The 26,039-nt window shown below is 57.9% G+C and carries 26 protein-coding genes; 13 read left to right on the top strand and 13 right to left on the bottom strand.

The genetic code is table 11. The annotated features are described in order from the left end of the window. Positions 1 to 16: 16 nt before the first annotated feature. Positions 17 to 244, top strand: coding sequence for a YceK/YidQ family lipoprotein (locus EDF75_RS04815; protein ID WP_041144943.1), 228 nt, complete (start codon positions 17 to 19; stop codon positions 242 to 244). Here the strand turns inward: EDF75_RS04815 and EDF75_RS04820 are convergent, their stop codons facing one another. The 3 genes from EDF75_RS04820 to EDF75_RS04835 form a co-directional block, all read right to left on the bottom strand. Next, a complete protein-coding gene (locus EDF75_RS04820; protein ID WP_133597451.1) occupies positions 245 to 631 on the bottom strand; it encodes a MysB family protein in 387 nt (128 codons plus the stop codon). A gap of 91 nt (positions 632 to 722) precedes the next feature. Continuing rightward, positions 723 to 1,973 carry a multidrug efflux MFS transporter MdtG gene (gene mdtG, locus EDF75_RS04825; protein ID WP_133597453.1) on the bottom strand — a complete coding sequence of 417 codons (1,251 nt, stop codon included), beginning with the start codon at positions 1,971 to 1,973 and terminating at the stop codon, positions 723 to 725. 148 nt (positions 1,974 to 2,121) lie between these two features. Further along, entirely contained in the window at positions 2,122 to 3,045 is a 924-nt protein-coding gene (locus EDF75_RS04835) for a Kdo(2)-lipid IV(A) acyltransferase (protein ID WP_076945195.1), read from the bottom strand. A gap of 209 nt (positions 3,046 to 3,254) precedes the next feature. Here EDF75_RS04835 and trhO point away from each other — a divergent pair, with 209 nt between their 5' ends. Beyond that, positions 3,255 to 4,319 (top strand): oxygen-dependent tRNA uridine(34) hydroxylase TrhO, encoded by a 1,065-nt coding sequence (gene trhO, locus EDF75_RS04840; RefSeq protein ID WP_133597455.1) that lies wholly within the window; start codon positions 3,255 to 3,257, stop codon positions 4,317 to 4,319. On the opposite strand, the gene EDF75_RS04845 is transcribed toward trhO, so the two are convergent. The 7 genes from EDF75_RS04845 to mdtH form a co-directional block, all read right to left on the bottom strand. Then, entirely contained in the window at positions 4,305 to 4,418 is a 114-nt protein-coding gene (locus EDF75_RS04845) for a DUF2770 family protein (RefSeq protein ID WP_071844905.1), read from the bottom strand. The two genes, trhO and EDF75_RS04845, sit on opposite strands and share 15 nt — an antisense overlap. 76 nt (positions 4,419 to 4,494) lie before the next feature. Continuing rightward, positions 4,495 to 5,613: an N-methyl-L-tryptophan oxidase gene (solA, locus tag EDF75_RS04850; RefSeq protein WP_133597457.1), complete on the bottom strand. Its 1,119-nt coding sequence runs from the start codon at positions 5,611 to 5,613 to the stop codon at positions 4,495 to 4,497. 125 nt (positions 5,614 to 5,738) lie between these two features. Further along, a complete protein-coding gene (bssS, locus tag EDF75_RS04855) occupies positions 5,739 to 5,993 on the bottom strand; it encodes a biofilm formation regulator BssS (protein WP_041144949.1) in 255 nt (84 codons plus the stop codon). 389 nt (positions 5,994 to 6,382) lie between these two features. Beyond that, entirely contained in the window at positions 6,383 to 6,634 is a 252-nt protein-coding gene (dinI, locus tag EDF75_RS04860) for a DNA damage-inducible protein I (protein WP_041144950.1), read from the bottom strand. Positions 6,635 to 6,705: 71 nt separating this feature from the next. Beyond that, a complete protein-coding gene (pyrC, locus tag EDF75_RS04865) occupies positions 6,706 to 7,752 on the bottom strand; it encodes a dihydroorotase (RefSeq protein WP_133597459.1) in 1,047 nt (348 codons plus the stop codon). 122 nt (positions 7,753 to 7,874) lie between these two features. Further along, positions 7,875 to 8,435 carry a lipoprotein gene (locus EDF75_RS04870; protein ID WP_045854830.1) on the bottom strand — a complete coding sequence of 187 codons (561 nt, stop codon included), beginning with the start codon at positions 8,433 to 8,435 and terminating at the stop codon, positions 7,875 to 7,877. 113 nt (positions 8,436 to 8,548) lie between these two features. Then, on the bottom strand, positions 8,549 to 9,757 hold the full coding sequence (gene mdtH, locus EDF75_RS04875) for a multidrug efflux MFS transporter MdtH (RefSeq protein ID WP_133597460.1): 1,209 nt from the start codon (positions 9,755 to 9,757) through the stop codon (positions 8,549 to 8,551). Between the two features lie 229 nt (positions 9,758 to 9,986). Here mdtH and rimJ point away from each other — a divergent pair, with 229 nt between their 5' ends. From rimJ to murJ, 4 genes are all read left to right on the top strand, one after another. Then, a complete protein-coding gene (gene rimJ / locus EDF75_RS04880; protein ID WP_045854832.1) occupies positions 9,987 to 10,571 on the top strand; it encodes a ribosomal protein S5-alanine N-acetyltransferase in 585 nt (194 codons plus the stop codon). A 9-nt stretch (positions 10,572 to 10,580) separates the two neighbouring features. Beyond that, positions 10,581 to 11,228 (top strand): YceH family protein, encoded by a 648-nt coding sequence (locus tag EDF75_RS04885; RefSeq protein ID WP_133597462.1) that lies wholly within the window; start codon positions 10,581 to 10,583, stop codon positions 11,226 to 11,228. Positions 11,229 to 11,230: 2 nt separating this feature from the next. Beyond that, entirely contained in the window at positions 11,231 to 12,154 is a 924-nt protein-coding gene (locus EDF75_RS04890) for a Gfo/Idh/MocA family protein (protein WP_133597465.1), read from the top strand. A 111-nt stretch (positions 12,155 to 12,265) separates the two neighbouring features. Beyond that, on the top strand, positions 12,266 to 13,801 hold the full coding sequence (murJ, locus tag EDF75_RS04895; protein ID WP_133597467.1) for a murein biosynthesis integral membrane protein MurJ: 1,536 nt from the start codon (positions 12,266 to 12,268) through the stop codon (positions 13,799 to 13,801). 52 nt (positions 13,802 to 13,853) lie between these two features. On the opposite strand, the gene EDF75_RS04900 is transcribed toward murJ, so the two are convergent. After that, positions 13,854 to 15,068: an MFS transporter gene (locus tag EDF75_RS04900; protein ID WP_133597469.1), complete on the bottom strand. Its 1,215-nt coding sequence runs from the start codon at positions 15,066 to 15,068 to the stop codon at positions 13,854 to 13,856. 16 nt (positions 15,069 to 15,084) lie between these two features. Here EDF75_RS04900 and EDF75_RS04905 point away from each other — a divergent pair, with 16 nt between their 5' ends. Beyond that, complete coding sequence (locus tag EDF75_RS04905; RefSeq protein WP_166646120.1) at positions 15,085 to 16,113, top strand: LysR family transcriptional regulator; 1,029 nt, start codon at positions 15,085 to 15,087, stop codon at positions 16,111 to 16,113. A gap of 39 nt (positions 16,114 to 16,152) precedes the next feature. Here EDF75_RS04905 and rne read toward each other — a convergent pair whose 3' ends face one another. Further along, positions 16,153 to 19,530 carry a ribonuclease E gene (rne, locus tag EDF75_RS04910; protein ID WP_133597471.1) on the bottom strand — a complete coding sequence of 1,126 codons (3,378 nt, stop codon included), beginning with the start codon at positions 19,528 to 19,530 and terminating at the stop codon, positions 16,153 to 16,155. Positions 19,531 to 20,352: 822 nt separating this feature from the next. Between rne and rluC the strand changes: the two genes are divergently transcribed. Continuing rightward, entirely contained in the window at positions 20,353 to 21,306 is a 954-nt protein-coding gene (gene rluC, locus EDF75_RS04920; protein ID WP_166646121.1) for a 23S rRNA pseudouridine(955/2504/2580) synthase RluC, read from the top strand. A gap of 85 nt (positions 21,307 to 21,391) precedes the next feature. Here the strand turns inward: rluC and EDF75_RS04925 are convergent, their stop codons facing one another. Next, positions 21,392 to 21,976, bottom strand: a complete 585-nt coding sequence (locus tag EDF75_RS04925) for a Maf family protein (protein ID WP_133597473.1) — start codon at positions 21,974 to 21,976, stop codon at positions 21,392 to 21,394. Positions 21,977 to 22,117: 141 nt separating this feature from the next. On the opposite strand from EDF75_RS04925, the gene yceD reads away from it, so the two are divergent. The 5 genes from yceD (at position 22,118) to fabD (ending at position 26,030) form a co-directional block, all read left to right on the top strand. Further along, positions 22,118 to 22,639 (top strand): 23S rRNA accumulation protein YceD, encoded by a 522-nt coding sequence (gene yceD, locus EDF75_RS04930; RefSeq protein ID WP_041144962.1) that lies wholly within the window; start codon positions 22,118 to 22,120, stop codon positions 22,637 to 22,639. Between the two features lie 16 nt (positions 22,640 to 22,655). Further along, positions 22,656 to 22,829 carry a 50S ribosomal protein L32 gene (gene rpmF, locus EDF75_RS04935; RefSeq protein ID WP_071844907.1) on the top strand — a complete coding sequence of 58 codons (174 nt, stop codon included), beginning with the start codon at positions 22,656 to 22,658 and terminating at the stop codon, positions 22,827 to 22,829. A gap of 150 nt (positions 22,830 to 22,979) precedes the next feature. Continuing rightward, the gene (plsX, locus tag EDF75_RS04940) at positions 22,980 to 24,077 is read left to right on the top strand and encodes a phosphate acyltransferase PlsX (RefSeq protein WP_206110955.1); all 1,098 of its coding nucleotides are present in this window, start codon (positions 22,980 to 22,982) and stop codon (positions 24,075 to 24,077) included. 54 nt (positions 24,078 to 24,131) lie between these two features. After that, positions 24,132 to 25,085, top strand: a complete 954-nt coding sequence (locus EDF75_RS04945) for a beta-ketoacyl-ACP synthase III (protein WP_133597475.1) — start codon at positions 24,132 to 24,134, stop codon at positions 25,083 to 25,085. Positions 25,086 to 25,100: 15 nt separating this feature from the next. Further along, a complete protein-coding gene (gene fabD, locus EDF75_RS04950) occupies positions 25,101 to 26,030 on the top strand; it encodes an ACP S-malonyltransferase (RefSeq protein WP_133597477.1) in 930 nt (309 codons plus the stop codon). Positions 26,031 to 26,039: the final 9 nt, after the last annotated feature.

The following is a 26,039-nucleotide window of genomic DNA, read 5'->3' on the forward strand; positions in this document are numbered from 1 at the left end:
GGAATTGAGGTTACAGATGAGAATTTTGCTGGTCATCGTCATGACCGTGGTACTCAGCGGCTGCGGCAGCATTATTAGCCGCACGGTGCCGGGGCAGGGGCACGGCAATCAGTATTATCCCGGCGTCCAGTGGGACGTTCGCGACTCGCCGTGGCGCTATATCACCATCCTCGACCTGCCTTTTTCGCTGGTGTTCGACACGCTGCTGCTGCCGCTTGATGCGAGCCACGGCCCCTACAATTAGCTAGCGTTCGTCCCACTCATCGGCCGCCGTCTGACCCTCTTCCGTATCCAGAGAGGGTTCAAGCTGAAACTCACCCTCGTCCCATTCATGGAGCGTATTCTCTTCCAGCCACTCCTGACGGAGCTCTATCTCGTCGTAGTCGCCGTCAAAAACGCTCTGCGCCGCTTCGCCGCTGAGCATCGGCAGGCACTCGCCTTCCCCCTCATCGTCGGCAAAGAACTCGGCCTGCCAGGCGATATCGCCATCCTGCAAGACGTACTTCTGGATATTCAGCTGCTCGACGCTGGTGCTCTCCTCGTCGCTATCCGGATTATTGGCCAGGTACTCTTCGCGGGCCGCATCGATAGCTTCTTCGAGCGTGGCATAGAAAACGGAATCCTTTGGCATGGCTAACCCCCTAAGAAGAATGAGAAATGGACACGATCCAATCTATAGAAGGCGGCGGGCGATGCGTCAAGGGCAAGGACGCTTTGTGGACTTAATTTACCGAACGATCGCCGGAGCCCCGGCCGCCAGAGGGTTCGCTGCTTCGCGGCTGACGTAAGGTGATGGTCGAGTAGATAGCGTTGAACAGCACCACGCAGGCGGTAACCAAAAAGACCGCCCGGAAGCCATAGTTGGCGGAGACGGAGGCGCCGATGAGCGGGCCGGTGACGTTGCCAATATCGCGAAACGACTGGTTATAGCTGAAGATGCGGCCGGCGATCTGGCTGGTGGAGTTGTACACCAGCAGCGTTTGCACCGCCGGCAGCAGCGCGCCGTCGGCGGCGCCGAGCAGGAAACGCAAAATGCCCAGCTGCAGCGGGGTCTGGACGAATGACATCGGAATAAGCAGCAAAACGGAGAGGATCAGCGCCACGATGAGGATTTTTTCCGGCCCGATCCGATCCCCCAGCCGGCCGAGACGCGGGGCGCTGATCAGGGCAGCAACGCCGGGCACGGAGGCGATCATTCCGCTGATAAACGCAATATTGCCGATATCTCCGCTCAGATCCCGCACGTACAGCGTCAGGATCGGCGCAATCGACCCGGTCGCGACCTGGATAATCAGGGTGGTGACGAACAGGCTGAGCACCAGTTTTGGGCTTTTCAGGGAGGAGAAGACGTCTTTGGCGCTAAGCATCTCTTTTTTCGCCACTGGCACAAACTGCTCGCGAATAAAGAACAGCGTCAGGAGGAAACAGATAAACAGGACGCTGGCGGTGAGAAAGAAGACGGGGCGCAGGCCCCACAGGTCAGCGAGAAAACCGCCGGCCAGCGGGCCAAGCAGGGCGCCGCTGACCGCCCCGGTGGAGAGCGTACCCAGCGCCCATCCGCTCTTCTGGCGTGGAATTTGGGTGGCGATAAGGGCGTTGGCGTTCGGGATGAACCCGCCTAGCAGTCCCAGCAGCGCGCGTAGCAGCAGAAATTGCCAGATATTTTGCGCCAGCCCCATCAGCACCATGACGATAGCCATTCCGAGCGCGGAACGGAGCAGCATGATTTTGCGACCTTTTCGGTCGGCCAGGCCGCCCCAGAACGGTGAGGCGACGGCGGAAAAAAGAAAGGTAATGCTGAAGACTAGACCCGACCACATATTGAGGGCACCGTGGCCCGTTACGCCGAGCTGTTCAACGTAAAGCGGAAGGAACGGCATCACGAGGCTGAACGCCGCGCCGGTTAAAAAACAGCCGAACCAGGTGACGGTAAGATTACGTTTCCAGTTAACAGGTAGATCGGCAGACGACATAGGATCCCACTGGCCTGCGCCGCAGGTCAAAAGTTGAAAATATGAGCCTGCTAATTATGCGCCTGAGAAAGGATTGCTGCAACGGAGGAGCGCTTTTAATGCTAAGGTCGTAGCCCCCTAACGGGGGCTTTGGGCGTAATAACGACGGCTATTCGTAGCGCGAAGGAACGCCGGGCGGGCGCGACTTGAAGCGGCGATGCATCCACATATACTGCTCCGGCGCCATTAGAATGCACTTCTCGACGATGTGGTTCATCCACAGGGCGGTCGTCTGCGGGTCGTCCAGCGGCGGATCGCACTCCGGAGGCAAAATAATCAGCTCATAGCCTTTACCGTCGGGCTTACGCCGCGGCACGAAGGGAACGATGCAGGCTTTCGACATTTTTGCCAGCATCCAGGTGCCGGACGTAGTGGCGGCCTGTTCGACGGCAAAAAACGGTACAAATACGCTGGAGGCCGGGCCGTAGTCGTGATCCGGCGCGTACCAGATAACATCGCCTTTTTTCAGCGCCCGCACCATGCCCTTCAGGTCCTTACGGTCGATCATATCCTTGTTGGAGCGCAGTCGTCCCCACGTCTGCAGCCAGTCGATAACCGGATTATCATTCGGGCGATAGACGCCAATACCCGGCTCATTCATCCCGAACATGCGGGCGCCCATTTCGAGTGTGAGGAAGTGGATACCGATCAGCAGAATGCCGCGTTTTTGCGCCTGTACGGCCCTGATATGTTCGACGCCGATAGAATCGGTCCAGCGCGCAATGCGGTGCGCAGGCCAGAACCAGGCCATGCCGGTTTCCATCAGGCCCATGCCAACGGATTCAAAATTTTGTTTTATCAGCTGATGACGTTCCTGCTCGCTCTTCTCGGGAAAGCAGAGCTCCAGGTTACGGTAGGCAATTTTTGCGCGCCGGGTCATCAGGCGCATCGCGAGTCGACCCAGGGCGGTACCCAAGCGATAAATCAGCGGATAGGGGAGCTGGACAACGAGCCACAGCAGGCCGATTCCTGGCCAAAGTAGCCAATAGCGCGGATGCAGCAACGCCACGGAAAATTTAGGTAAATGGGTCATCTCATACCTGTTTAATTAAGCAACGCGTTCTATTATCGCATTTTTTTATGGTTCAGCCAAAACCAGCGGCCAGGTTGGCATTTATTGTTAAATCATAGCTAAGGTTGCTATAAAAAATGTAGCGTGAAATGTATGGATGTAAATTAATGCCTTTTACTATATGATGCCGGCCGTTTGTTTTACTCATTTCTATGTCGAGCAGGTACACCATGCCAGTGTTACATAACCGCATTTCAAATGAGACGTTAAAAGCGCAGATGTTGGCCGAGAGCGAGCCGCGCACGACGATCTCTTTCTATAAGTACTTCACCATCGTTGACCCAAAAGCGACGCGCGACGCCCTGTGGATTGCGCTGACTAAGCTGAACGTGTTTGGCCGTATTTATCTGGCCCACGAAGGGATCAATGCGCAAATCAGCGTCCCGCAAAGCCGCGTAGAGGCCCTGCGCGAATATCTGTACGCCTTCAACCCGGCGCTGGAAGGGCTGCGCATGAACGTCGCCCTCGACGACGACGGGAAATCGTTCTGGGTGCTGCGCCTGAAGGTGCGTGACCGAATTGTTGCCGACGGTATCGATGATGAGACCTTTGATGCCTCTGACGTCGGTGACTACCTGAAGGCTGCGGAAGTGAACGCGATGCTGGACGATCCCGACGCGGTCTTTATCGATATGCGTAACCATTACGAGTACGAAGTGGGGCATTTCGAGCAGGCGCTGGAAATTCCCGCCGACACCTTCCGCGATCAGTTGCCGAAGGCGGTTGAGATGATGCAGGAGCATAAAGATAAAAAAATCGTTATGTACTGTACCGGCGGCATCCGCTGCGAAAAAGCCAGCGCGTGGATGAAACACAACGGCTTCAGCAAGGTCTGGCACATTGAAGGCGGCATCATTGAGTACGCGCGCCGCGCGCGCGAGCAGGGTTTGCCGGTGCGTTTTATCGGTAAAAACTTTGTTTTTGATGAGCGCATGGGCGAGCGTATTTCTGACGACATCATCGCGCACTGCCATCAGTGCGGTGAGCCCTGCGATAGCCACACTAACTGCCTGAACGACGGCTGCCATCTGCTGTTTATTCAGTGTCAGTGCTGCGCGGAGAAGTTTGCCGGATGCTGCAGTGAATCCTGTATGGAAGAGCATAAGTTGCCGGAAGAGGAGCAGCGTCAGCTGCGGGCCGGGCGTGAGAACGGGAATAAGATCTTCAATAAATCCCGCGGGCGTCTGAATACCAAGCTGGGGATCCCGGATCCTGAGACGTCAGAAAAACCATAGCCAGACGAGGTCGATGATGGCCAGCAGCAGCCACAGAGCGAGATAGATCATAAAGTGCTCGCGGACGTTGTTGATCAGTAAGTCATACAGGCGACGCATAGGATCTCTCAGTGATAAACGGCCTCCGATGAGGCCGTTTTTTTATCGGTGCGGTGGCGGCACCGCGGGTGGGCTATTATTGCTGAAAGCGGGCCAGCGAGAAGGGGGTCAGATCAAAGGCTGACGATTCTCCGCGGGCAAACTGGACGGCGATTTCGCCCAAAACCGGCGCAAACTTAAAGCCATGACCGCTCAATCCACTGATGAGCAGGGTTTGCGGATGACCGGGGAGAGTATCGATAATGAAATCCTCATCCGGCGTATTGTCATAGGTGCAGGATGCGCCGTGCAGGCAGCCGCCGATGCCGGGCAGGACGTTGCGCAGGAAACTGAACGATTCCGAACCGTCCGTCGCCACGCTGCCAAACGGCGTGCGCTCTTGTGCACTGGAAATAAGCTGCCCGCCGTTGTGTTTGCCTATCTTGAGTTCATTATCTTCCGCCGGGAAGCCGTAGAACTGGTCGCCGTTGGGCAGCTCGCCGGTAAACGCCGGGAAGTTATTTTTGCGGCTGTAGCGGCCATCGGCCTGGAACCAGGCAAAGATTTTGCGCACCGGCTGAACCGGCAGCTCCGGCAGCAGGCGCGTCACCCAGGTACCGGCGCTGATCAGCAGTTTTTTAGCGCTGTACTGACCGTCGGCGGTGTCGATAGTGACGCCGTCCTGGTGATGTTCGATAGCGGTGACCGGACAGTTGAACAGCTGCGCGCAGCCCGCTTCACGGGCCAGGTGAATCCAGGTTTCAATCGCCAGCTCGCTGCGCAGGACGCCTGATGCCGGCTCAAAAACCCCGCGATAGCCCTCAGGCACGCGAATCTCCGGCCAGCGGGCCATAATAGCCTGGGCGTCCATCTCTTCAACGTTGAGCTCAAATTCACGAGCGCTGTTCATGACGTTGGTGAGAAACGCAGACTCCGCCGGGCCAAGATTGATAACCCCGGTACGCTCAAAAACGGCTTCACCGCTGAGGGTCGCCAGTTCATCCCACAGCTGCTGCGCCCGCAGCACCAGAGGGACATATTTTTCACCTTCACCATAGGCGTGGCGGATAAGACGCGTATTGCCGTGATGACTGCCTTCCTGATGCGGAGGCTGGTGGGCGTCGACCATCAGAACGTTGAGTCCTGCGCGACGAGCGTAATAGCCTGCGGCGGCGCCGGTTGAGCCGCTGCCGATAATGATGAGGTCGTATTGCATGGTATGTTCCGGGTTTTTGCTTTATTAGCAGGGTAATTAACAACCCGCACTTATTCAAGCCCGAAAATAAATCAGGCACCAATCGGTGCCCGTTTAGTTAGAGTATATGGATGACAGCAGAATCACTAATGTCTGCGGTACTCATTGACCTGGTATTCACCTGCTTCAATCTTCGCAATGCCGGCTTCAAGAATAGAAATAAATTGACGTGCGACGTCCGTCGTCAGCCATAAAGTCTGGCCAATTTCAGCTTCATTACTGCTTTCATGAGTGGGGTTCTGGTAGTGCAGGCGCAACATCAGCGCGTCGTAGCTGTCTACGGTGCTGATGTCCCATCCGACGAGGGGATGGGTCTGGATGACTTCATTATTCTTTTCCATCATAACCCCTTATTCATATGTTAAAAGACAACAATTCTCGAGGTTTAATGCATATTTTTTGAAGCAAGTTAATTATATCAGGAGTTAAGAATAAACTCGAGAAATTAACGCGCGCGGGGCGAGCTTTTCTCTTTTTGCCGCTTTTTTGCGCAAATTTTGTCCCGCTGTACGTTATTTTGTAAGGAAATAATCAGGAAATTAAAGAAAAGTCTGAGTATTCAGGAAGAGGGAATAAAAAAGCCGGGGCGACCCGGCAAAAGAAGCACAATGAGGGAGCAAATTAATTTGCTGTACCGGTCAGACTTCGAGCGCATGAGCATGGAACAGGCAAAAACCTCGATGAACGACCTGAGTTTTTTGCGCCGCCGCCTGCATGCAACCCGAATGACTCAGGGTACGTCGTGGATAAACCAGTCATCAGCGCTTTCCCAGGTTTCTTGCAGGATTTCGCTTATCCGGTCTTTATCTTCTTTAAGGCCACCAATAACGGAAAGATTGTTAGCGGTGGCGAAGCGTACGGTTACCTGGCTTGGTTTGGCCGGGAACTGCTGATCGATACGTCGGGAGAGTTCATTATTCAGCGCTTCTAAAGCGCCGCTCGGTAAGGCGGTAGTTTTGGCGATAGACACTTCGATGCGCATGATAGCCCCCTGTGTAATATACTGTTTATTTATACAGTATCATTTGCATATTTACAACAGAGGGCAGCATTTTATTTTTTCATCGTCCAGCGCACGGTTTCACCGGCCAGGAAGGGGACCAGCGTGTCGCCAGGCAGCGCGATGCTCTCTGCCACAACGCTCTCTTCGCGCACCAGCTCAACAAAGGTCTCGTTGACCGGCAGGCCGTAGAAGCGCGGGCCGTTAAGCGAGCAAAACGCCTCGAAGTGCTGCAGCGCATCCATCTCTTCAAACACCGTTGCGTAGCTACCCAGCGCGGTCGGCGCATTAAAGCAGCCGGCGCAGCCGCAGCTGGCTTCCTTACGATGACGGGCGTGCGGCGCGGAGTCGGTGCCGAGAAACGCGCGGGTAAAGCCGCTGGCGACCAGCTCGCGCAGCGCCTGCTGGTGAATATTGCGTTTGAGGATCGGCAGGCAGTAAAGGTGCGGACGAATACCGCCGACCAGCATGTGGTTACGGTTAAACATCAGATGCTGCGGCGTAATGGTGGCGGCCAGCAGCTCGTTGCCATCGCGAACGTACTCTGCGGCGTCTTTGGTGGTGATATGTTCGAACACCACCTTAAGGCCTGGCAGGCGCTGGCGCAGCGGCTCCATGACCGTCTCGATAAAGCGCGCCTCGCGATCGAAAATATCGATTTCCGCGTGCGTGACTTCGCCATGGACCAGCAGCGGCATGCCGAGTTTCTCCATGCGCTCAAGCACCGGCATAATGGTATCGATGCTGGTCACGCCGTGGCTGGAGTTAGTGGTGGCATTGGCCGGGTAGAGTTTAGCCGCGGTGAAAACGCCGGCCTCAAATCCGCGTTCCAGCTCGGCGGGATCGAGCGTATCGGTGAGGTAGCAGGTCATCAAAGGGGTAAAGTCATGCCCGGCGGGCACGGCGTTAAGGATCCGCTGGCGATAGGCGACGGCGGCTTCAACGGTGGTGACAGGCGGCGCCAGATTCGGCATCACGATCGCCCGACCGTAAAACTCGCTGGTATAAGGCACGACGGTTTCCAGCATATCGTCATCGCGCAGATGGATGTGCCAGTCGTCAGGGCGACGGATTTTCAGTACCTGGGGTTGTGCTGTCATGGAAGGCTCCGGCTAATAGGTTCAGTCATCAGGGCTGTTTTTCACCGGGCACAAAGGATAAGCGTAAACGTTTTCCTTTGCATCAACTTCCGTAAAAAAACGGGCGCCTGGCGCCCGTGATGTTAATTGGTGAAGGGGATGATTATCTCACCCGGCTTGACCTCTATGCCTTTCGCGTACTTTTTCGCCAGCGCTTCACCGGTGCTGGCGTCTTCGCGCAGAACGTAGGCGGGCTGCTGGTTAAAATAGCTGCGCAGGGATTGATTCAGGTAGGGGATAAGCGTCTGCACGACCGACTGCAGCTTCTCCGGCGCAACTTTCGCATCGACGACTTCCATTTCCTGCAGGAAGATCGCTCCTTTTTCCTTGTTGAAGACCGGCAGCGCTTTCAGCTTAAGGTCAATCGTGGCTTTTTGATTACCGAACAGCGAATTGAGATCCAGGCTGGCAACGCCGCTCAGAGTCACCTTATTCGGCTCCTCGCGACCAATCGCGCTGGTTAAATCGTGCAGTTCAATATGCGCATCCGCCACGCCCGGCAGGCCGATATCCTTGGCGAAGTGATTACGTTTCTGCAGCGCCTGATTAATTTCCTGTTCGCTTACCGAATACTGCGTAAGCTGATTACAGCCGCTCAGGAGGCCGCTAACGATAAGCGCGGCCACGATAAACATCTTTTTCATTGGGTTCCTTAACGTAATGCCATGGACTCATCCTGACACAAAGCAGCATGGCCTGCCAGCACCGCAGGCGCTAGCGGAAAATGCTGAAAATCAGCCCGGCATGACGCATCGAATCAGGTTCGCGGCTCCAGCATGCCGGAGGCCGAACGCCTGGCGCTGAATTGCCACCACAGGGCGATAAAGGTGATGAAGCCGATAATACCCAGCATCAGCCACGGCAGCTCCGGCTGATTGACCGCTTTACCGGCGTCAAATAGCCACCCGCCGCCAGCGTAGCCAAAGGCCCCTCCAAAGGCCAGCCCCAGTCGACTAAAGCCCATATAGCTGCCGCGCGCGCGGGCGTCGGCCAGCGATGCGCCCAGCGTTTCACGCGCCGGCTCGGCGATGATCGAACCCATATAGAAAATGCAAATCAGCGTAAACAGCTGCTGCAGGTTGCTGGTTAAGCCGATCGGCAGCATGGCCAGCGTCATGACCAGCAGGCCGGCCATCAGCCGATGCTCCAGCCGATAGCGTTTTTCACTCCAGCGGGCAATCGGATAGAGCAGCGTCAGGGAGATAGCCGCTTCAATGGCATACATCCATTTGACGGCGGCAGGGGAGCCGGCGATGTCGTTGACCATAATCGGCAGCATCAGCATGACCTGCACCGCCAGCATGTAATAGCCGGTTAGCGTCAGAACATAGGTCACGAAGCGCCTGTCGCGCAGCACGCGCCCCAGCCCCTCGCGCACCGGCGTTTTTACCGTCGACAGCTTCCACGCCGGGAGATACCAGGCGTTAAAGCCGGCGCAGGCGACGAACAGCGCCGCGCCTACGCTGCAGACGAGGCGGAAATCGTACTGTAACAGCCAGCTGCCGAGCAGGGCGCCGATGACCGCGCCGGCGCTGTCCTGCATCATCAGAAGTGAAAAGAAGCGGCCGCGCTGATGCGGACGCACCAGCTTAACCACCAGCGCCGCGCGCGGCGGGTCAAACAGCGTTCCGCCGAGGCCAGAGAGAATGCAGGATAGCCAGAGTACCCACGGCTCGTGGGCTACCGCCATCGCGGCAAAGCCGCCCGCGCGCATCAGCATACCGGTGACGATCATCGGCTTGGCGCCAAAGCGGTCGGCAACCGCCCCGCCAAAAATCCCCAGACCCTGCTGAACCAGCTGGCGCAGGCCGAGGGCGACACCAACCATCAGCGCGGCCCAGCCCATCTGGTCAACAAAGCGAATGGAAATCAGCGGGAATACGACAAAAAAGCCGAGAACGACCAGCATATTGTCGACCAACAGGAAGTATTTACCCAGGCTCCTTGCCTGCGATACGCGGGACATTTCCCCTCCTGGGAAAATAAAGATTAGCCCTTCTAGTGTGCGGGGAAGCGCGGGCGTTTCCCAGCGTACCTGCGACAATATTTTTTTATCAAAAAGCAAGTTTGATAGAGGCTATTCATCGAAAAGGGGAGATGGTGCAGAAAATGGTATGTTGCTGTTTTCACACCGTCGTTCAGGACAGGTATAGTGAAGGGAGCAGGGTAATAAGTCAGGGGAACAGGAGAGGGGAATGTTTGGCTACCGCAGTAACGTACCAAAGGTGCGTTTGACGACGGACAGGCTGGTGACGCGGCTGGTCCACGATCGTGACGCCTGGCGTCTGGCCGACTACTACGCGGAGAATAAAGGGTTCTTAAAACCCTGGGAGCCGGTGCGCGATGACAGCCACTGCTACCCCTCCGGCTGGCAGGCGCGCTTGTCGATGATTTCGGAGTTTCATAAGCAGGGATCGGCGTTCTACTTTGCGCTCCTCGATCCGGAAGAAAAAGAGATAGTCGGCGTGGCGAATTTTTCGAACGTGGTGCGCGGCTCGTTTCATGCCTGCTACCTCGGCTACTCCATCGGCGAGAAGTGGCAGGGGCAGGGGCTGATGTTTGAAGCGCTGACTTCGGCGATTCGCTATATGCAGCGCACGCAGCATATCCATCGCATTATGGCCAACTATATGCCGCACAACCAGCGCAGCGGCGATTTGCTGGCGCGTCTTGGCTTTGAAAAAGAGGGTTACGCCAAAGATTATCTGTTAATCGATGGCCAGTGGCGTGACCACGTATTGACGGCGTTGACGACACCGGACTGGATCCCGGGTCGCTAAGGAGAGAGCATGAAATATCAGTTAACCGCGCACGAAGCGCGCGTTATTGGCTGCCTGCTGGAGAAACAGGTCACGACGCCGGAGCAGTATCCTCTATCGGTCAACGCGGTGGTGACCGCCTGCAACCAGAAAACCAACCGCGAGCCGGTAATGTCGCTCAGCGAAAGCGATATCCAGGATCTGCTGGATACGTTAGTTAAGCGCCATTTCCTGCGCACGGTGAGCGGGTTTGGCAATCGGGTGACCAAATACGAACAGCGCTTTTGCAACTCCGAGTTCGGCGATCTGAAGCTGACCCCGGCGGAGGTTGCGGTGGTCACGACGCTGCTGCTGCGCGGCGCGCAGACCCCGGGTGAGCTGCGCGGCCGGGCGCAGAGAATGTACGAATTCAGCGATATGGCGGAAATCGAAGGCGTGCTCGAGACGATGGCTGGCCGCGAAGATGGCCCGTTCGTCGCGCGTCTGCCTCGCGAGCCGGGGAAGCGCGAATGCCGCTACATGCATCTGTTCTGCGATGATATGGACTCGCTGATTACGGCGGTAGAAGCGGTATCGCCGTCGGGAGACGATCTCCAGACCCGGGTTGAGGTGCTGGAGGCCGAAGTGGCGGAACTTAAAGAGCGGCTGGCCTCGCTGCTGGCTCATCTGGGGGATTAATCGTGACGGCAAAACTACGCGTTGGAGTGGTGGGGCTGGGCGGCATTGCGCAGAAGGCCTGGCTGCCGGTGTTAGGCGCCGCGGACGGCTGGACGCTGCAGGCGGCGTGGTCTCCGGGGAAAGAGAAGGCGCTGCGCGTCTGCAAAACCTGGCGCATACCCTACGCTGACTCTCTGGAGCAGCTGGCGGCGCAGTGCGATGCGGTATTTGTCCATACCTCAACGGCCTCGCATTTTGAGGTCGTCAGCCGGCTGCTTGGCGCCGGGGTGCACGTTTGCGTGGATAAGCCGCTGGCGGATAAGCTCAGCGACGCCGAATCCCTGGTCGAGCTGGCCGCCCGCCGCGGGCTGACGCTGATGGTCGGATTTAACCGTCGCTTTGCGCCGCTTTATCGCGAGCTGAAAGCGCATCTGGACGATGCCGCCTCGCTGCGTATGGATAAGCATCGCAGCGACAGCGTCGGTCACGACCTGCGCTTTACGCTGCTTGATGACTACCTGCACGTGGTCGATACCGCGCTGTGGCTGGCCGGCGGGAAGGCGCGTCTCAGCGGCGGTCTGCTGCAAACCACCGCCCAGGGCGAAATGCTCTATGCTGAGCACCGCTTCAGCTCGCCGCAGCTGGAGGTCACCACCAGCATGCACCGGCGCGCCGGCAGCCAGCGGGAGTGGGTGCAGGCGGTTACCGACGGCGGCCTGTATGAGGTTCGCGATATGCGCGAGTGGCAGGAAGAGCGCGGTCAGGGCGTGGTTCAGCGTCCGGTTCCCGGCTGGCAAACCACCCTCGAGCAGCGCGGCTTTGTCGGCTGCGCGCGTCATTTTATCGAATGCGTGCAAAATCAGACGGTTCCCGAAACCGCTGGCGAACAGGCGCTGCTGGCCCAGCGCATCGTTGAAAAGCTGTGGCGCGAGGCGATGAGCGAATAATTCGTTGTAACATCTGGCAGTAGTAATTCATGACGAACCCGGTAGACTATCGCCACTTTCCAGCGCCCGCCATTGCGGGCGTTTTACTTCAGGGTTGTGGAAAACACCTCAATGAACCTTTTAAAATCACTGGCGGCAGTCAGTTCGATGACCATGTTTTCGCGCGTGCTGGGCTTTGCGCGAGACGCCATCGTCGCGCGTATTTTTGGTGCCGGCATGGCGACGGACGCCTTTTTTGTGGCGTTCAAATTACCGAATCTGCTGCGGCGCATTTTTGCCGAAGGCGCGTTTTCTCAGGCGTTTGTACCGATACTGGCTGAATATAAAAGCAAGCAGGGCGAAGACGCTACCCGCGTATTTGTCTCCTACGTTTCAGGCCTGCTGACGCTGGTTCTGGCGGTCGTGACCGTGCTCGGCATGCTGGCCGCGCCGTGGGTCATCACCGTGACCGCGCCAGGGTTTGCCGACTCCCCGGATAAGTTTGCGCTGACGACCCAGCTGCTGCGCATCACCTTTCCCTATATTTTGCTTATCTCTCTGGCCTCGTTAGCTGGCGCAATCCTTAATACCTGGAACCGTTTTTCGGTCCCCGCCTTTGCGCCGACTTTCCTTAACGTCAGCATGATTGGCTTTGCGCTATTTGCGGCGCCGTATTTCCACCCGCCGATGCTGGCAATGGCCTGGGCGGTCACCGTCGGCGGCGTGCTGCAGCTGGCGTATCAGCTGCCGCATCTGAAAAAAATCGGCATGCTGGTGCTGCCGCGTATCAGCCTGAAAGACGCCGGTGCGGTGCGGGTCGTCAAACAGATGGGGCCGGCGATCCTCGGCGTATCCGTCAGCCAGATCTCACTGATTATCAACACCATATTCGCCTCTTTCCTCGTTTCCGGGTCGGTCTCCTGGATGTACTACGCCGATCGCCTGATGGAGTTTCCCTCCGGCGTGCTGGGCGTGGCGCTGGGGACTATCCTGCTGCCGTCGCTGTCGAAAAGCTTTGCCAGCGGCAATCATGACGAGTACTGCCGTTTGATGGACTGGGGGCTGCGCCTGTGCTTCCTGCTGGCCCTGCCGAGCGCGGTGGCGCTGGGGATCCTCGCGAAGCCGCTGACGGTAGCTCTGTTCCAGTACGGCAAGTTTAGCGCCTTTGATGCGGCGATGACCCAGCGCGCGCTGGTGGCCTATTCCGTCGGCCTGATGGGGCTAATTGTCGTCAAGGTCCTGGCGCCGGGGTTCTACTCGCGCCAGGATATTAAAACGCCGGTTAAAATCGCCATCGTCACCCTGATTATGACCCAGGTGATGAACCTGATCTTTATCGGCCCGCTGAAGCATGCCGGCCTGTCGCTCTCAATCGGGCTTGCCGCCTGCCTCAATGCCGCGTTGCTCTACTGGCAGCTGCGTAAGCAAAAAATATTCACCCCGCAGCCGGGCTGGTTTGCCTTCCTGCTGCGTCTGGTGATTGCGGTGCTGGTGATGTCTGCGGCGCTGCTCGGGATGATGTATATCATGCCGGAGTGGTCCCAGGGGACCATGCCGTTCCGTCTGCTGCGCCTGATGGCGGTGGTGGGGGTTGGTGTGGTGGCCTATTTTGCCAGCCTGCTGCTGCTGGGCTTTAGGGTGAAAGAGTTTGCCCGACGCACGGCCTGAAGCTAAACGCCGGGTAGAAACAGGCCCGTTCCGCAGCGCGGAGCGGGTTTTTTTATTCTCCTGCGCGCTGCAGCGCCGCGATCCGCGCGTTTTCCAGCAGGCGAATGGCAAGGGCGATTGCGCCCGCGACGACGGCCAGAATCACCACGCCGCTCCAGCCGGCTATCACGTACAGCCTGCTGCCGAGCACGGAGCCGAGCGACATACCGATAAAGACCCCGGTGAACAGCAGGGCGTTCAGCCTGCCGCGGGCCTGCGGCTCCAGGCCGTAGACGAGGTTCTGGTGCGCAACGAGGCTTGACTGCAGGCCAAGGTCGAAGCCGATAGCCGCGATAGCGATCAGCACCAGCTGGCCGTGAGGCGGCAGTACCGGCATCAGGAACATCAGGGCAAAAGAGAGGGTAACCAGCGCGGCGCCCAGCTGGGTGACCTTCCCGGCGCCATACTTATCCGCCAGGCCTCCGGCCAGCGGTGCGGCGAGCGCGCCTGCGGCCCCGGCGATGCCGAATCCGCCGGCTACGGCGCTGCCCATCTGATAGCGTTCGAGCAGCATGACCGCCAGCGTTGACCAGAAGGCGCTGAAGGCGACGGAGAGAAAGCCCTGCGCCAGCGCGGCGCGGCGCAGGGCGGGGTAGCGCTGCCAGAGGTGCGCCATCGACTTCATCAGCTGCGGATAGCTCAGCGCGGAGTGAATTTCAAACCGCGGCACCACCCGCCACATCAGCAGGCCAATCAGCGCGATGCTTACCGCCGCAGCCTGGTACATCACCCGCCAGCCAAATAGCGCGCCGACCACGCCGCTCACCGTTCTTGAGAGCAGGATCCCCAGCAGCAGGCCGGTCATGACGGTGCCGACCATTTTTCCCTGTTTCCCCGCCGGGGCGAGGATCGCGGCCGCCGGAACGATGTCCTGGGCCATCGTCGCTGCCATACCGATAAGCAGGCTGACAATCAGCAGGGAAGTGAGCTGCCCCGTCAGGCTACACAGCAGCAGGAGTACGGCCAGCGCCGCGCTTTTCAGCAAAATGAGCGTACGACGGTCATGACGATCGCCCAGCGGCAGAAGAAACAGAATGCCGAGCGCGTAGCCCGCCTGAGTCAGGGTAGGAACCAGCCCCATGCCTTCGACGCTAAGATGCAGATTGGCACCCATCAGCGGCAGCAGCGGCTGCGCGTAGTAAATAGAGGCGACGCTAAAACCTGCGCCAAGTGCGAGTATGAAGATAATCCAGCCGGCTTCGCGGGAGGAGAGTGTTGTCGGTGCCATGATAAAGCCCTCGTAGATGCGATGGCGCTATTTTTCCCTGAATCCGGCTGGCGCGGTAGATAGCGTGGTGGTAAAACGGTTATACGCAAAACGTATAGGCATAGTGGGTATGAAACGGCAGGAACGTATAGACCGAATTGAACTGATGCGCACCTTTATTCGAATCGTCGAAGCCGGCTCGCTTTCTGCCGCTGCGCTGCAGATGACCACGACCCAGGCGACGGTGAGCCGGCGCCTGCAGTCGCTGGAGGGGCTGCTGGGCAGCAAGCTTATTCTGCGAACCACCCATGCGATGAAGCTGACCGACGACGGCGAGCGCTGCTATCAGCATGCGCGTCGGGTGGTTGACGCGTGGCTGGCGCTGGAGGATGACCTGAGCATTGCCGATGACCGGCCCGTTGGCGTGCTGCGGGTACGCGCGCCGCACGCTTTTGGCCAGCAGCAGCTGCTGGAGCCGCTGGTCAGCTTTCTGCAGCGCTACCCTCAGCTCTCCGTAGAGTGGATGCTGAATGACAAAAACGTTGATTTTCTTAGCGATAATATCGATTGCGCGATTCGCGTCGGGGCCGAAGTCGATCCGGAGACGGTGTCGGTGCTGCTGGCTGAGGTACCGCGCAGCGTGGTTGCCTCTCCCTCTCTGCTGGCGCGCTATCCGGCATTAGAAACGCCCCAGCAGCTGTCGCAGCTGCCGTGGGTGGCGATCAGCACCTTTTATCAGCATGAGGTGAAGCTATTCCATCAGGAGCAAAGTCAGCAGCAGGTCTTCGGCATCGTGCCGTGCCTGAGCACCGACAGCGTGTACGTGGCGCGCAATACCGCGCTGGCGGGATTGGGAGTGGCTATCGTTTCAAGCTGGGCGGTGGTGGAGGATATCGCTGCCGGACGGCTGGTCGAGCCGTTCCCGCAGTGGCGAGCTTCTTCGCTGCCGGTCCATCTGGTCTATCCGTGGGCGCGGTACTATCCGACCCGGTTGCGCAAGTTTCTCGACCTGATGCGCGAGGTTATGCCGCAGGTTGCCGGCATGCAGCGCCCGGAAGGGGAATAAAAAAAACCGGCCAGAGGCCGGTTTTTTTAGACTTAACGCTTACTCGACGGACTGTGGGCGGGTTGGTTCCGCCGTAGCCTGATGAGTTGCGCTATGGCCGCCGGCAGAACCTTTGCCGTCGAACGCGAACGACGGGCGAACCCAGTCGCTGCGACGCGGTGCTTCCGGTTCGTAGGCTGGAGCCGGGGCGCGGGTCATCGGTGCGGTAGCGTGGCGGTCAGAAACGATAGCCGCTGCGGCAACGGGAGCGGGCGCTACCGCGGCAACAGGGGCCGGCGCTGCTGCCGGTGCCGGGTCAACGACCTGCGGTGCCACAGCCTCTTCCACTTCAGCCGGCGCCTCTGCCTGGACTGCAGGCTCGGCGTCAACGACGGCGGTTTCAGGCTCGGCAGCCGTCTGCTCAACCACGGCTTCTTCGTCTACGGCTGCAGACTCAGCGGCGATGGCAGGCTCAACCACGGCTTCAGCTTCTGCTTTAACTTCAGCAACTTCAGCTTCTACTGCGTCTTCGGCTACGGTCTCGGCAACGACTTCCTCAGGCGCCGCCTGCGGTTCGCTGGCGATAATCTGCGCAGCCGCTTCCGGCGCTTCGGCTTCGCTGGCAGCGACGTCAGTCGCGACCGGCGCGATGACTTCCGCAACGGCCGGTTCGCTAACGATCTGCTCGGCAACAACAGCTGGCTCGGTAACAACAGCTGGCTCGACAACAACAGCTGGCGCGACGGTTTCGGCAACAGCCTGAACCTGCGGCTCTTCCTGCTGCTGGTCGTTCGGGCGGGCTACCGGGTAACGGATCCAGATTTTACCTGAAGCCATTTCCGGCGACGCGCAGGCTACGGTCAGCGGCATCGGTGATTGAGTCGGATAACGCTCGTCGCGGTAGCGACGACGACGCTGGCCGCTCACGCGCAGGTGGCGCGGCGAACGACGGGAGCGACGCGGCATACCGTTAGCATCACGGGATTCGTTGCTCTCTTCGTGCTCGACGTGAGTCTCAACAACCGCAGGCAGGTCAACTTTCGCCAGTTCAGTACGCGGAGCCACAACAACGTCTGGCTGCGCTTTCTCAGCTACGGCTTCAGCTGCTTCTACGGCGACTTCCGCTACCGCAGATTCAATGCGAACCTTCTGGGCCAGCTGGCGAGGTTTACGACGCGGCATGTTCTGAACGCGCTCTTCCAGCTCAGCTTCCTGCAGAACAACCGGCTCATCCTGTACCTTAACGGCTTCCAGCGGTGCCTGACGCTTATCGTCATTATTACGACGACGGTTGCGTTCACGGCGCGGCGGCTGCTCGTCACGGGATTTCGCTTTTTCCGCTTCGTCGCCGGTGGCCTGGCGAGGTTCGCGCTGCTCGACGTTCTGCTGCTGCTTCTCACGACGGTTACGGCGGTTCTCCTCGCGAGATTCACGAGACTCACGGCCTTCGCCATTTTCGCTGCGGTTATCGCGATCGGTACGCTCTGCACGGTTATCGCGCTCTGCACGGTTGTCGCGGTTGTCACGATTTTCGCGGTTATCGCGACTATCACGACCTTCACGGTTGTCACGACGATCGTTACGATCGCGGCGATTATTGGTGCGCGGTTTACGACGCTCCTGCTGGCGCTCCGGCTTCTCTTCGACCTTTTTCTCTTCCTGGACTTCAGCCGGTTTGGCTTCTTCCGTACCAGAGAAGATATTTTTCAAGGCGCCAAAGAAGCGAGAAATCAGGCCCGGCTGGGCCGGCGCTGAGGCCACGGCCGCTGTCGGTGCGCTGGCGGCTGCGGCGACGGCTTCAGGCTCTTCATATGCCGGTGCAGGCGGCGCATCCGGCATCACGAAGGTTGCCAGAGCCGGCTGTTCCGGACGTTTACGTTCCGCCGGTTCTTCATCAGCCGGCAGCGCCATCTCTTCTTCATGCAGCTTCGGCAGCAGATAGCTCAGGGTAGAGGTCTCTTCGCCTTTGCGCACGCGCAGCACGGAATAGTGCGGGGTTTCCATCTGATCGTTCGGCACGATGATAACGCGCACGTCGCCCTGACGGGTTTCGATAGCGCTTACCGCCGCACGTTTTTCGTTTAGCAGATAGGACGCAATTGGCACAGGAACGATCGCGTGAACTTCCTGGGTATTCTCTTTCAGCGCTTCTTCTTCAATCAGACGCAGAATGGAGAGCGACAGGGATTCGTTATCGCGCACGGTGCCGGTGCCGCTACAGCGCGGGCAGACGTGATGGCTGGATTCGCCGAGCGACGGGCTCAGGCGCTGACGCGACATTTCGAGCAGGCCGAAGCGAGAAATATGGCTGATCTGGATGCGCGCGCGATCCTGACGTACGGCTTCGCGCAGGCGGTTTTCTACCGCGCGCTGGTGGCGTACCGGAGTCATATCGATAAAGTCGATAACGATCAGACCGCCGAGGTCGCGCAGACGCAGCTGGCGGGCAATCTCATCGGATGCTTCAAGGTTGGTGTTGAAGGCGGTTTCTTCGATGTCGCCGCCGCGGGTTGCGCGTGCGGAGTTGATATCGATCGCGGTCAACGCCTCGGTGCTATCGATAACGATAGAGCCGCCGGACGGCAGACGAACTTCGCGCTGGAAAGCGGATTCGATCTGCGATTCGATTTGGTAGTGGCTGAACAGCGGGATTTCACCGGTGTAGAGCTTAATTTTGCTGCTGAAGTCCGGACGACCCAGCGCGGCGATGTGCTGGCGAGCCAGCTCAAGCACTTTCGGGTTATCGATAAGAATTTCACCGATATCCTGACGCAGGTAGTCGCGAAACGCGCGCACGATGACGTTGCTTTCCTGGTGGATCAGGAACGGCGCCGGGCGGCTTTCTGCGGCTTTCTGGATAGCTTCCCAGTGCTTCAGGCGGAAGCTAAGGTCCCACTGCAGCGCTTCGGCAGATTTGCCGACGCCCGCGGTGCGTACAATTAGCCCCATACCGTCCGGCAGCTCGAGGCTGGCCAGCGCTTCTTTCAGCTCGGTGCGATCGTCACCCTCGATGCGGCGGGAAATACCGCCGGCGCGCGGGTTATTCGGCATCAGTACCAGATAGCTGCCTGCCAGGCTGATAAAGGTAGTGAGCGCGGCGCCTTTGTTGCCACGTTCTTCTTTATCAATCTGAACGATAACTTCCTGACCTTCACGCAGCACATCCTTAATGTTAGGACGGCCGTGAGCGTTGTAGCTGGCTGGGAAGTATTCGCGGGCAATTTCTTTAAGAGGGAGGAAACCATGACGCTCGGCGCCGTAATCAACAAATGCGGCCTCCAGGCTAGGTTCAATACGGGTGATTTTGCCTTTGTAGATGTTCGCTTTTTTCTGTTCGTGCCCGGGGCTTTCGATATCCAGGTCGTACAGGCGCTGCCCATCAACAAGGGCGACGCGCAACTCTTCCTGCTGAGTTGCGTTGATTAACATTCTTTTCATCGTAACTTACTCATTATTCTTACATTGACGACTAAGCTGCGGGCAGAGTAACGCCTTGCCGGGGGAAACCGATGGCCTCGTGTCTGTTTCACGTCGCCAACCTCACGGTTGTCGCGCGCTTAAGAGGCGCAGAGTGTCGGTCGCCTGCATTTCAAACGGAAACACAGCGCAATTGTCAGGGGAATTGCCTGGGATGTATCACCAGAGAAGATTCCATTTATACGCTTCATGCATCGAGCTGCTTTTGCACTGGCTGCGCTCGTTCATCCCTGTTACCTGGCGATGCAGGCTTCCGGGGATTCACTCTCTTGCTGCCATGACGCATCTCGAATAATTTTGCGTATATTCTATCGTCTTTCACGTTGCAGGCGTGTTGGCTTAACCTGCTCATCACAATCATGCGATTATCATGAGCTCCCGGGGATACCCGGAGTCGACGCCTTCCTGCGACGTGAAATCCATAGAGCCTGTACCGGTAAGGACTGCAACCCGCAGCCCGCTAACTGTCTGAAAGATCAATACGTCTTACGCCATTGCTGCGTTGATGATCGGTCAGACAAAATTGGTCATTCCGCTAATCTCTTGTTCTAACAAGATTCAACACGGAAAACGGCATCATTATTCCATTGCTAAGCTTGTTATAGCAAGTTGACTTTTACCTTTTATCACCCGGTTACTCACAGTTTTATCACCTGCGTATACAGATTGTTCTAATAACAAACAAAACGACGATGACCCATACGATGAAAACCGGATAATGATAAATATAAGCATATAAAAATGAGTGGCGCTAATGCGTCGGGCTATTTAGAATCGCGCACCATGAAAACTGAGACCCCAACCGTAAAAATGGTTGCCATTACCGCTGATGAAGCCGGGCAACGCATCGATAACTTTTTGCGTACGCAGCTTAAAGGCGTACCAAAGAGCATGATTTATCGCATTCTGCGTAAAGGCGAGGTGCGGGTAAACAAAAAACGCGTCAAGCCTGAGTACAAGCTGGAAGCAGGCGATGAGATCCGTATTCCGCCGGTCCGCGTAGCCGAGCGTGAGGAAGACGCGGTCTCCCCGCATCTGCAAAAAGTCGCGGCTCTGGCGGACGTGATTCTGTATGAAGACGATCATATCCTGGTGCTCAACAAGCCTTCCGGTACCGCGGTTCACGGCGGCAGCGGCCTGAGCTTTGGCGTGATTGAGGGCCTGCGCGCGCTGCGTCCTGAGGCGCGCTTCCTCGAACTGGTGCACCGTCTTGACCGCGATACCTCCGGCGTGCTGCTGGTGGCGAAGAAGCGTTCCGCGCTGCGTTCGCTGCATGAGCAGCTGCGCGAGAAGGGGATGCAAAAGGATTATCTGGCGCTGGTGCGCGGGCAGTGGCAGTCGCATACCAAAGTGGTACAGGCGCCGCTGCTGAAAAACATTCTGCAAAGCGGCGAGCGTATCGTGCGCGTGAATCAGGAAGGCAAGCCGTCGGAAACCCGCTTTAAGGTAGAAGAGCGCTTTACCGACGCCACGCTGGTGCGCTGCAGCCCGGTGACCGGCCGAACCCATCAGATTCGCGTGCACACGCAGTATGCCGGGCACCCGATCGCGTTTGACGATCGCTACGGCGATCGGGAATTCGATAAGCAGCTAACGGGAACCGGCCTCAATCGCCTGTTCCTGCACGCCGCGGCGCTGAAGTTTACCCACCCGGGCACGGGTGAGGTGATGCGCGTTGAAGCGCCGCTGGACGGCCAGCTGAAGCGCTGCCTGCAGGTGCTACGCGACAAGAAGTAGCGGAACGGCGGATGCACTCTCCGCCGCTTTCATCGCGCGGGCCGATAAGCCCGCGGCGGTGATGCTCAGAACGTGGATCCGCGCTTCAGGCGAGCAGCGGGTTATAGCCTTCTCTGCGCAGCATCTGACAAAGCGCAATCAGCGGCAGGCCCACCAGCGTATTGGGGTCCCGGCCTTCTAAGCGCTCGAAAAGCGTGATCCCCAGCCCTTCGCTTTTAAAGCTCCCGGCGCACTGCAGCGGGTTCTCTTTACGCACGTAGGTCTCTATCTCCCGCTCGCTTAAATGGCGAAAATGAACGTCAAAGGGCTCGCATTCGGTTTGCAGATGGCCGTTCGCCGAGTTGTAGAGCGCCAGCCCGGTGTAAAAGGTCACGATGGTGCCGCTGGCTTTTCTTAACTGCAGGTGGGCGTTCTCTTCGCTATGCGGCTTACCGGTGATTTCGCCATCCAGGACGCAAACCTGATCGGAGCCTATAATGAGATGCTGCGGGTAGCGGGCGGCGAGAGCCTGCGCCTTAGCCTGCGCCAGACGTACGACCAGCTGGCGAGCGGACTCGCCGGGGTGAGAGGTTTCATCGACCTCAGGCGCCGCGCACTCAAACGGCACGGAGAGTTTCTCCAGCAGCATGCGCCGCCAGGGCGAGGTCGACGCCAGGATAAGCTCAGACATATTTTTTCATCCACATATAGCGCTTCGAAGAGCATCATTTTAAACTATGGGCCGCAATGTGTGCGAATAAATGGCAAAAGGCAACCTGAGGCTGCCTTTTTCTTTGACTCTATGACATTACAAAGTTAATATGCGCGCCCTATGCAAAAAGTAAAATTACCCCTGACTCTTGACCCGGTTCGCACGGCTCAAAAACGCCTTGATTACCAGGGCATTTATGCTCGCGATCAGGTAGCACGTGTGGCCGATTCTGTAGTCAGCGTGGACACCGATGTGGAATGCAGCATGTCGTTCGCTATTGATAACCAGCGTCTTGCCGTTATAACCGGCGATGCGACGGTGTCAGTAACCCTCGAATGTCAGCGTTGCGGGAAACCGTTCCCCCGTCATGTCCACACAACGTATTGTTTCAGCCCGGTCAGAAATGACGAACAGGCCGAAGCACTGCCGGAAGCGTATGAGCCGATTGAGGTTAACGAATTCGGTGAAATCGATCTGCAAGCGCTGGTTGAGGATGAAATTATTCTCTCCTTGCCTGTAGTTCCGGTGCATGATTCTGAACACTGTGAAGTGTCCGACGCGGACATGGTTTTTGGTGAACTGCCTGCAGAGGCACAGAAGCCAAACCCATTTGCCGTATTAGCCAGCTTAAAGAATAAGTAATTGAGGAGTAAGGTCCATGGCCGTACAACAGAATAAACCAACCCGTTCCAAACGTGGCATGCGTCGTTCCCATGACGCTCTGACCGCAGTCACCAGCCTGTCTGTAGACAAAACTTCTGGTGAGAAACACCTGCGTCACCACATGACTGCCGACGGTTTCTACCGCGGTCGCAAGGTTATCACTAAGTAATCACGCGATACTCTATGAACTTCGTGTTGCATGAAGTCCGTGCAGTTAACGGTGCTGCAGCGTGAAGGACAACGAGTATAAGCGTGGTGAAGCTTAGTGAGGATTTCCCCAGGTAACTGGGGAATAACCGAACCGGGCAGCGACGATACCTTGACACGTCTAACCCTGGCGTTAGATGTCATGGGGGGCGATTTTGGTCCCTCCGTGACGGTGCCTGCAGCACTGCAGGCACTGATCTCTAATTCGCAACTCACACTTCTTTTAGTCGGCGACCCCGACGCCATCACGCCATTACTTGCCAAAGCTGATTTCGAACAACGTTCACGTCTGCAGGTTATTCCTGCGCAGTCAGTTATTGCCAGTGATGCGCGACCCGCGCAGGCGATTCGCAGCAGCCGCGGAAGCTCAATGCGCATGGCGCTCGAGCTGGTGAAAGAGGGGCGGGCAGAGGCCTGCGTCAGCGCGGGCAATACCGGCGCGCTGATGGGGCTGGCAAAACTATTGCTCAAGCCCATTGAGGGGATTGAGCGCCCGGCGCTGGTGACGGTACTGCCGCACCAGCAGAAGGGGAAAACGGTGGTGCTGGATCTTGGTGCCAACGTCGACTGCGACAGCACCATGCTGGTCCAGTTTGCGGTGATGGGGGCGGTACTGGCGGAAGAGGTTGTCGGTATTGAAAATCCCCGCGTCGCGCTGCTGAATATTGGCGAAGAAGAAATGAAGGGCCTCAGCAGCATTCGCGACGCCGCGGCGGTTTTGAAAACGCTGCCGTCTCTCAACTATATAGGCTATCTTGAAGCCAATGAACTATTGACGGGCAAAACCGATGTACTGGTTTGTGATGGATTCACGGGCAACGTCACATTAAAAACTATGGAAGGTGTTGTCAGAATGTTTCTTTCGCTGCTGAAATCGCAGGGAGAGGGCAAAAAACGGTCGTGGTGGCTGCTGTTATTGAAACGTTGGTTACAAAAAAGCCTCGCAAGGCGATTCAGTCACCTCAACCCCGACCAGTATAATGGCGCCTGTCTGTTAGGATTGCGCGGTTCCGTGATTAAGAGTCATGGTGCTGCCAATCAGCGCGCCTTTAGCGTTGCAATAGAGCAGGCAGTGCAGGCGGTGCAGCGGCAGATACCTCAGCGGATCGCCGCTCGCCTGGAATCTTTATACCCAGCAGGCTTTGAACTGCCGGGGGGCGGCAGAAACGGGAACTCCCGACAGCAAAGCGGGACGAACGAGCAGGACTGACGCCCCGGCGGCTTGAACAAGGCGGGTATGTTACCCAAGAGTGACTGAGCGTACATGTATACGAAGATTATTGGTACCGGCAGTTATCTGCCTGAGCAAGTGCGTACTAACGCCGACCTGGAAAAAATGGTAGATACGTCTGACGAGTGGATTGTCACCCGTACGGGTATCCGTGAACGTCGTATTGCCGCACCGAATGAAACCGTTGCTACGCTGGGTTTTGAAGCTGCAAAAAATGCGCTGGATATGGCGGGCGTTAAGCCGGAGCAAATTGGTCTGATTATTGTTGCGACCACCTCCGGCACCCACGCGTTCCCGAGTTCGGCCTGTCAGATTCAGTCTATGTTGGGCATTAACGGCTGCCCGGCGTTTGACGTTGCCGCGGCCTGTGCCGGCTTCACCTACGCCCTGAGCATCGCCGACCAGTATGTCAAAAACGGTGCGGTAGACTACGCGCTGGTTATTGGCGCTGACGTTCTGGCGCGCACCTGCGATCCAACCGATCGCGGGACGATCATTATTTTTGGCGACGGCGCGGGCGCCGTTGTACTGGGCGCGTCCAGCGAGCCGGGCATTATCTCGACCCATCTGCACGCCGACGGCCGCTACGGTGAGCTGTTAACGCTGCCTAACGCCGATCGCGTCGATCCGGAAAATCCGATCTATCTGACGATGGCGGGTAACGAAGTCTTTAAAGTGGCCGTGACCGAGCTGGCGCACATTGTTGATGAGACGTTAGCGGCGAACAATCTGGAGCGTACCGCCCTGGATTGGCTGGTACCGCACCAGGCCAACCTGCGTATTATCAGCGCGACGGCGAGAAAGCTTGGGATGTCGATGGACAACGTGGTGGTGACGCTCGATCGTCACGGCAATACCTCCGCCGCCTCCGTTCCCTGCGCGCTGGACGAAGCGGTGCGCGATGGCCGCATTCAGCGCGGTCAGCTGATTCTGCTGGAAGCCTTTGGTGGCGGTTTCACCTGGGGTTCCGCGCTGGTTCGTTTTTAGTATAAGGATTTAGAGATGACGCAATTTGCTTTTGTGTTCCCGGGACAGGGCTCGCAGGCGGTCGGCATGTTGTCAGAGATGGCAGCCGCTTATCCGGTGATTGAAGAGACTTTCCGTGAAGCCTCCGCGGCGTTGGGTTACGATCTGTGGGCCCTTGCCCAGCAGGGCCCGGCAGAAGAACTGAATAAAACCTGGCAGACCCAGCCCGCGCTGCTGACCGCCTCCGTGGCGCTGTATCGCGCGTGGCAGCAGCAGGGCGGCCACGCGCCGACTCTGCTGGCAGGCCATAGCCTTGGCGAATACTCCGCGCTGGTTTGCAGCGGGGTGATCGACTTCACCGACGCCGTGCGTCTGGTTGAGATGCGTGGCAAATTCATGCAGGAAGCGGTACCGGAAGGTACCGGCGCCATGTCGGCCATCATTGGCCTCGACGATGCGTCAATTGCTAAAGCCTGCGAAGAGTCTGCCGAAGGCCAGGTGGTTTCACCGGTCAACTTCAACTCCCCGGGTCAGGTGGTTATCGCGGGCAACAAAGAAGCCGTAGAACGCGCTGGCGCCGCCTGCAAAGCTGCCGGCGCCAAACGCGCGCTGCCGCTGCCGGTGAGCGTCCCGTCCCACTGCGCGCTGATGAAGCCTGCGGCGGAAAAACTGGCGGTTGAGCTGCAAAAAATCACCTTTAACACCCCGACTATTGCGGTGGTGAACAACGTTGATGTGAAGTGCGAAACCGCGCCTGACGCCATTCGCGACGCGCTGATCCGCCAGCTTTACAGCCCGGTTCAGTGGACCAAAAGCGTCGAGTTTATGGCCTCTCAGGGCGTAGAACATCTGTATGAGGTGGGCCCGGGTAAAGTCCTCACCGGCCTGACTAAACGTATTGTTGACACCCTGACCGCTTCCGCGCTTAACGAGCCTGCAGCGCTGTCTGCGGCGCTTGAGCAATAAAAGAGGAAT

It is taken from the genome of Klebsiella sp. BIGb0149, from assembly GCF_004362605.1.
Lineage (GTDB): Bacteria > Pseudomonadota > Gammaproteobacteria > Enterobacterales > Enterobacteriaceae > Klebsiella > Klebsiella terrigena.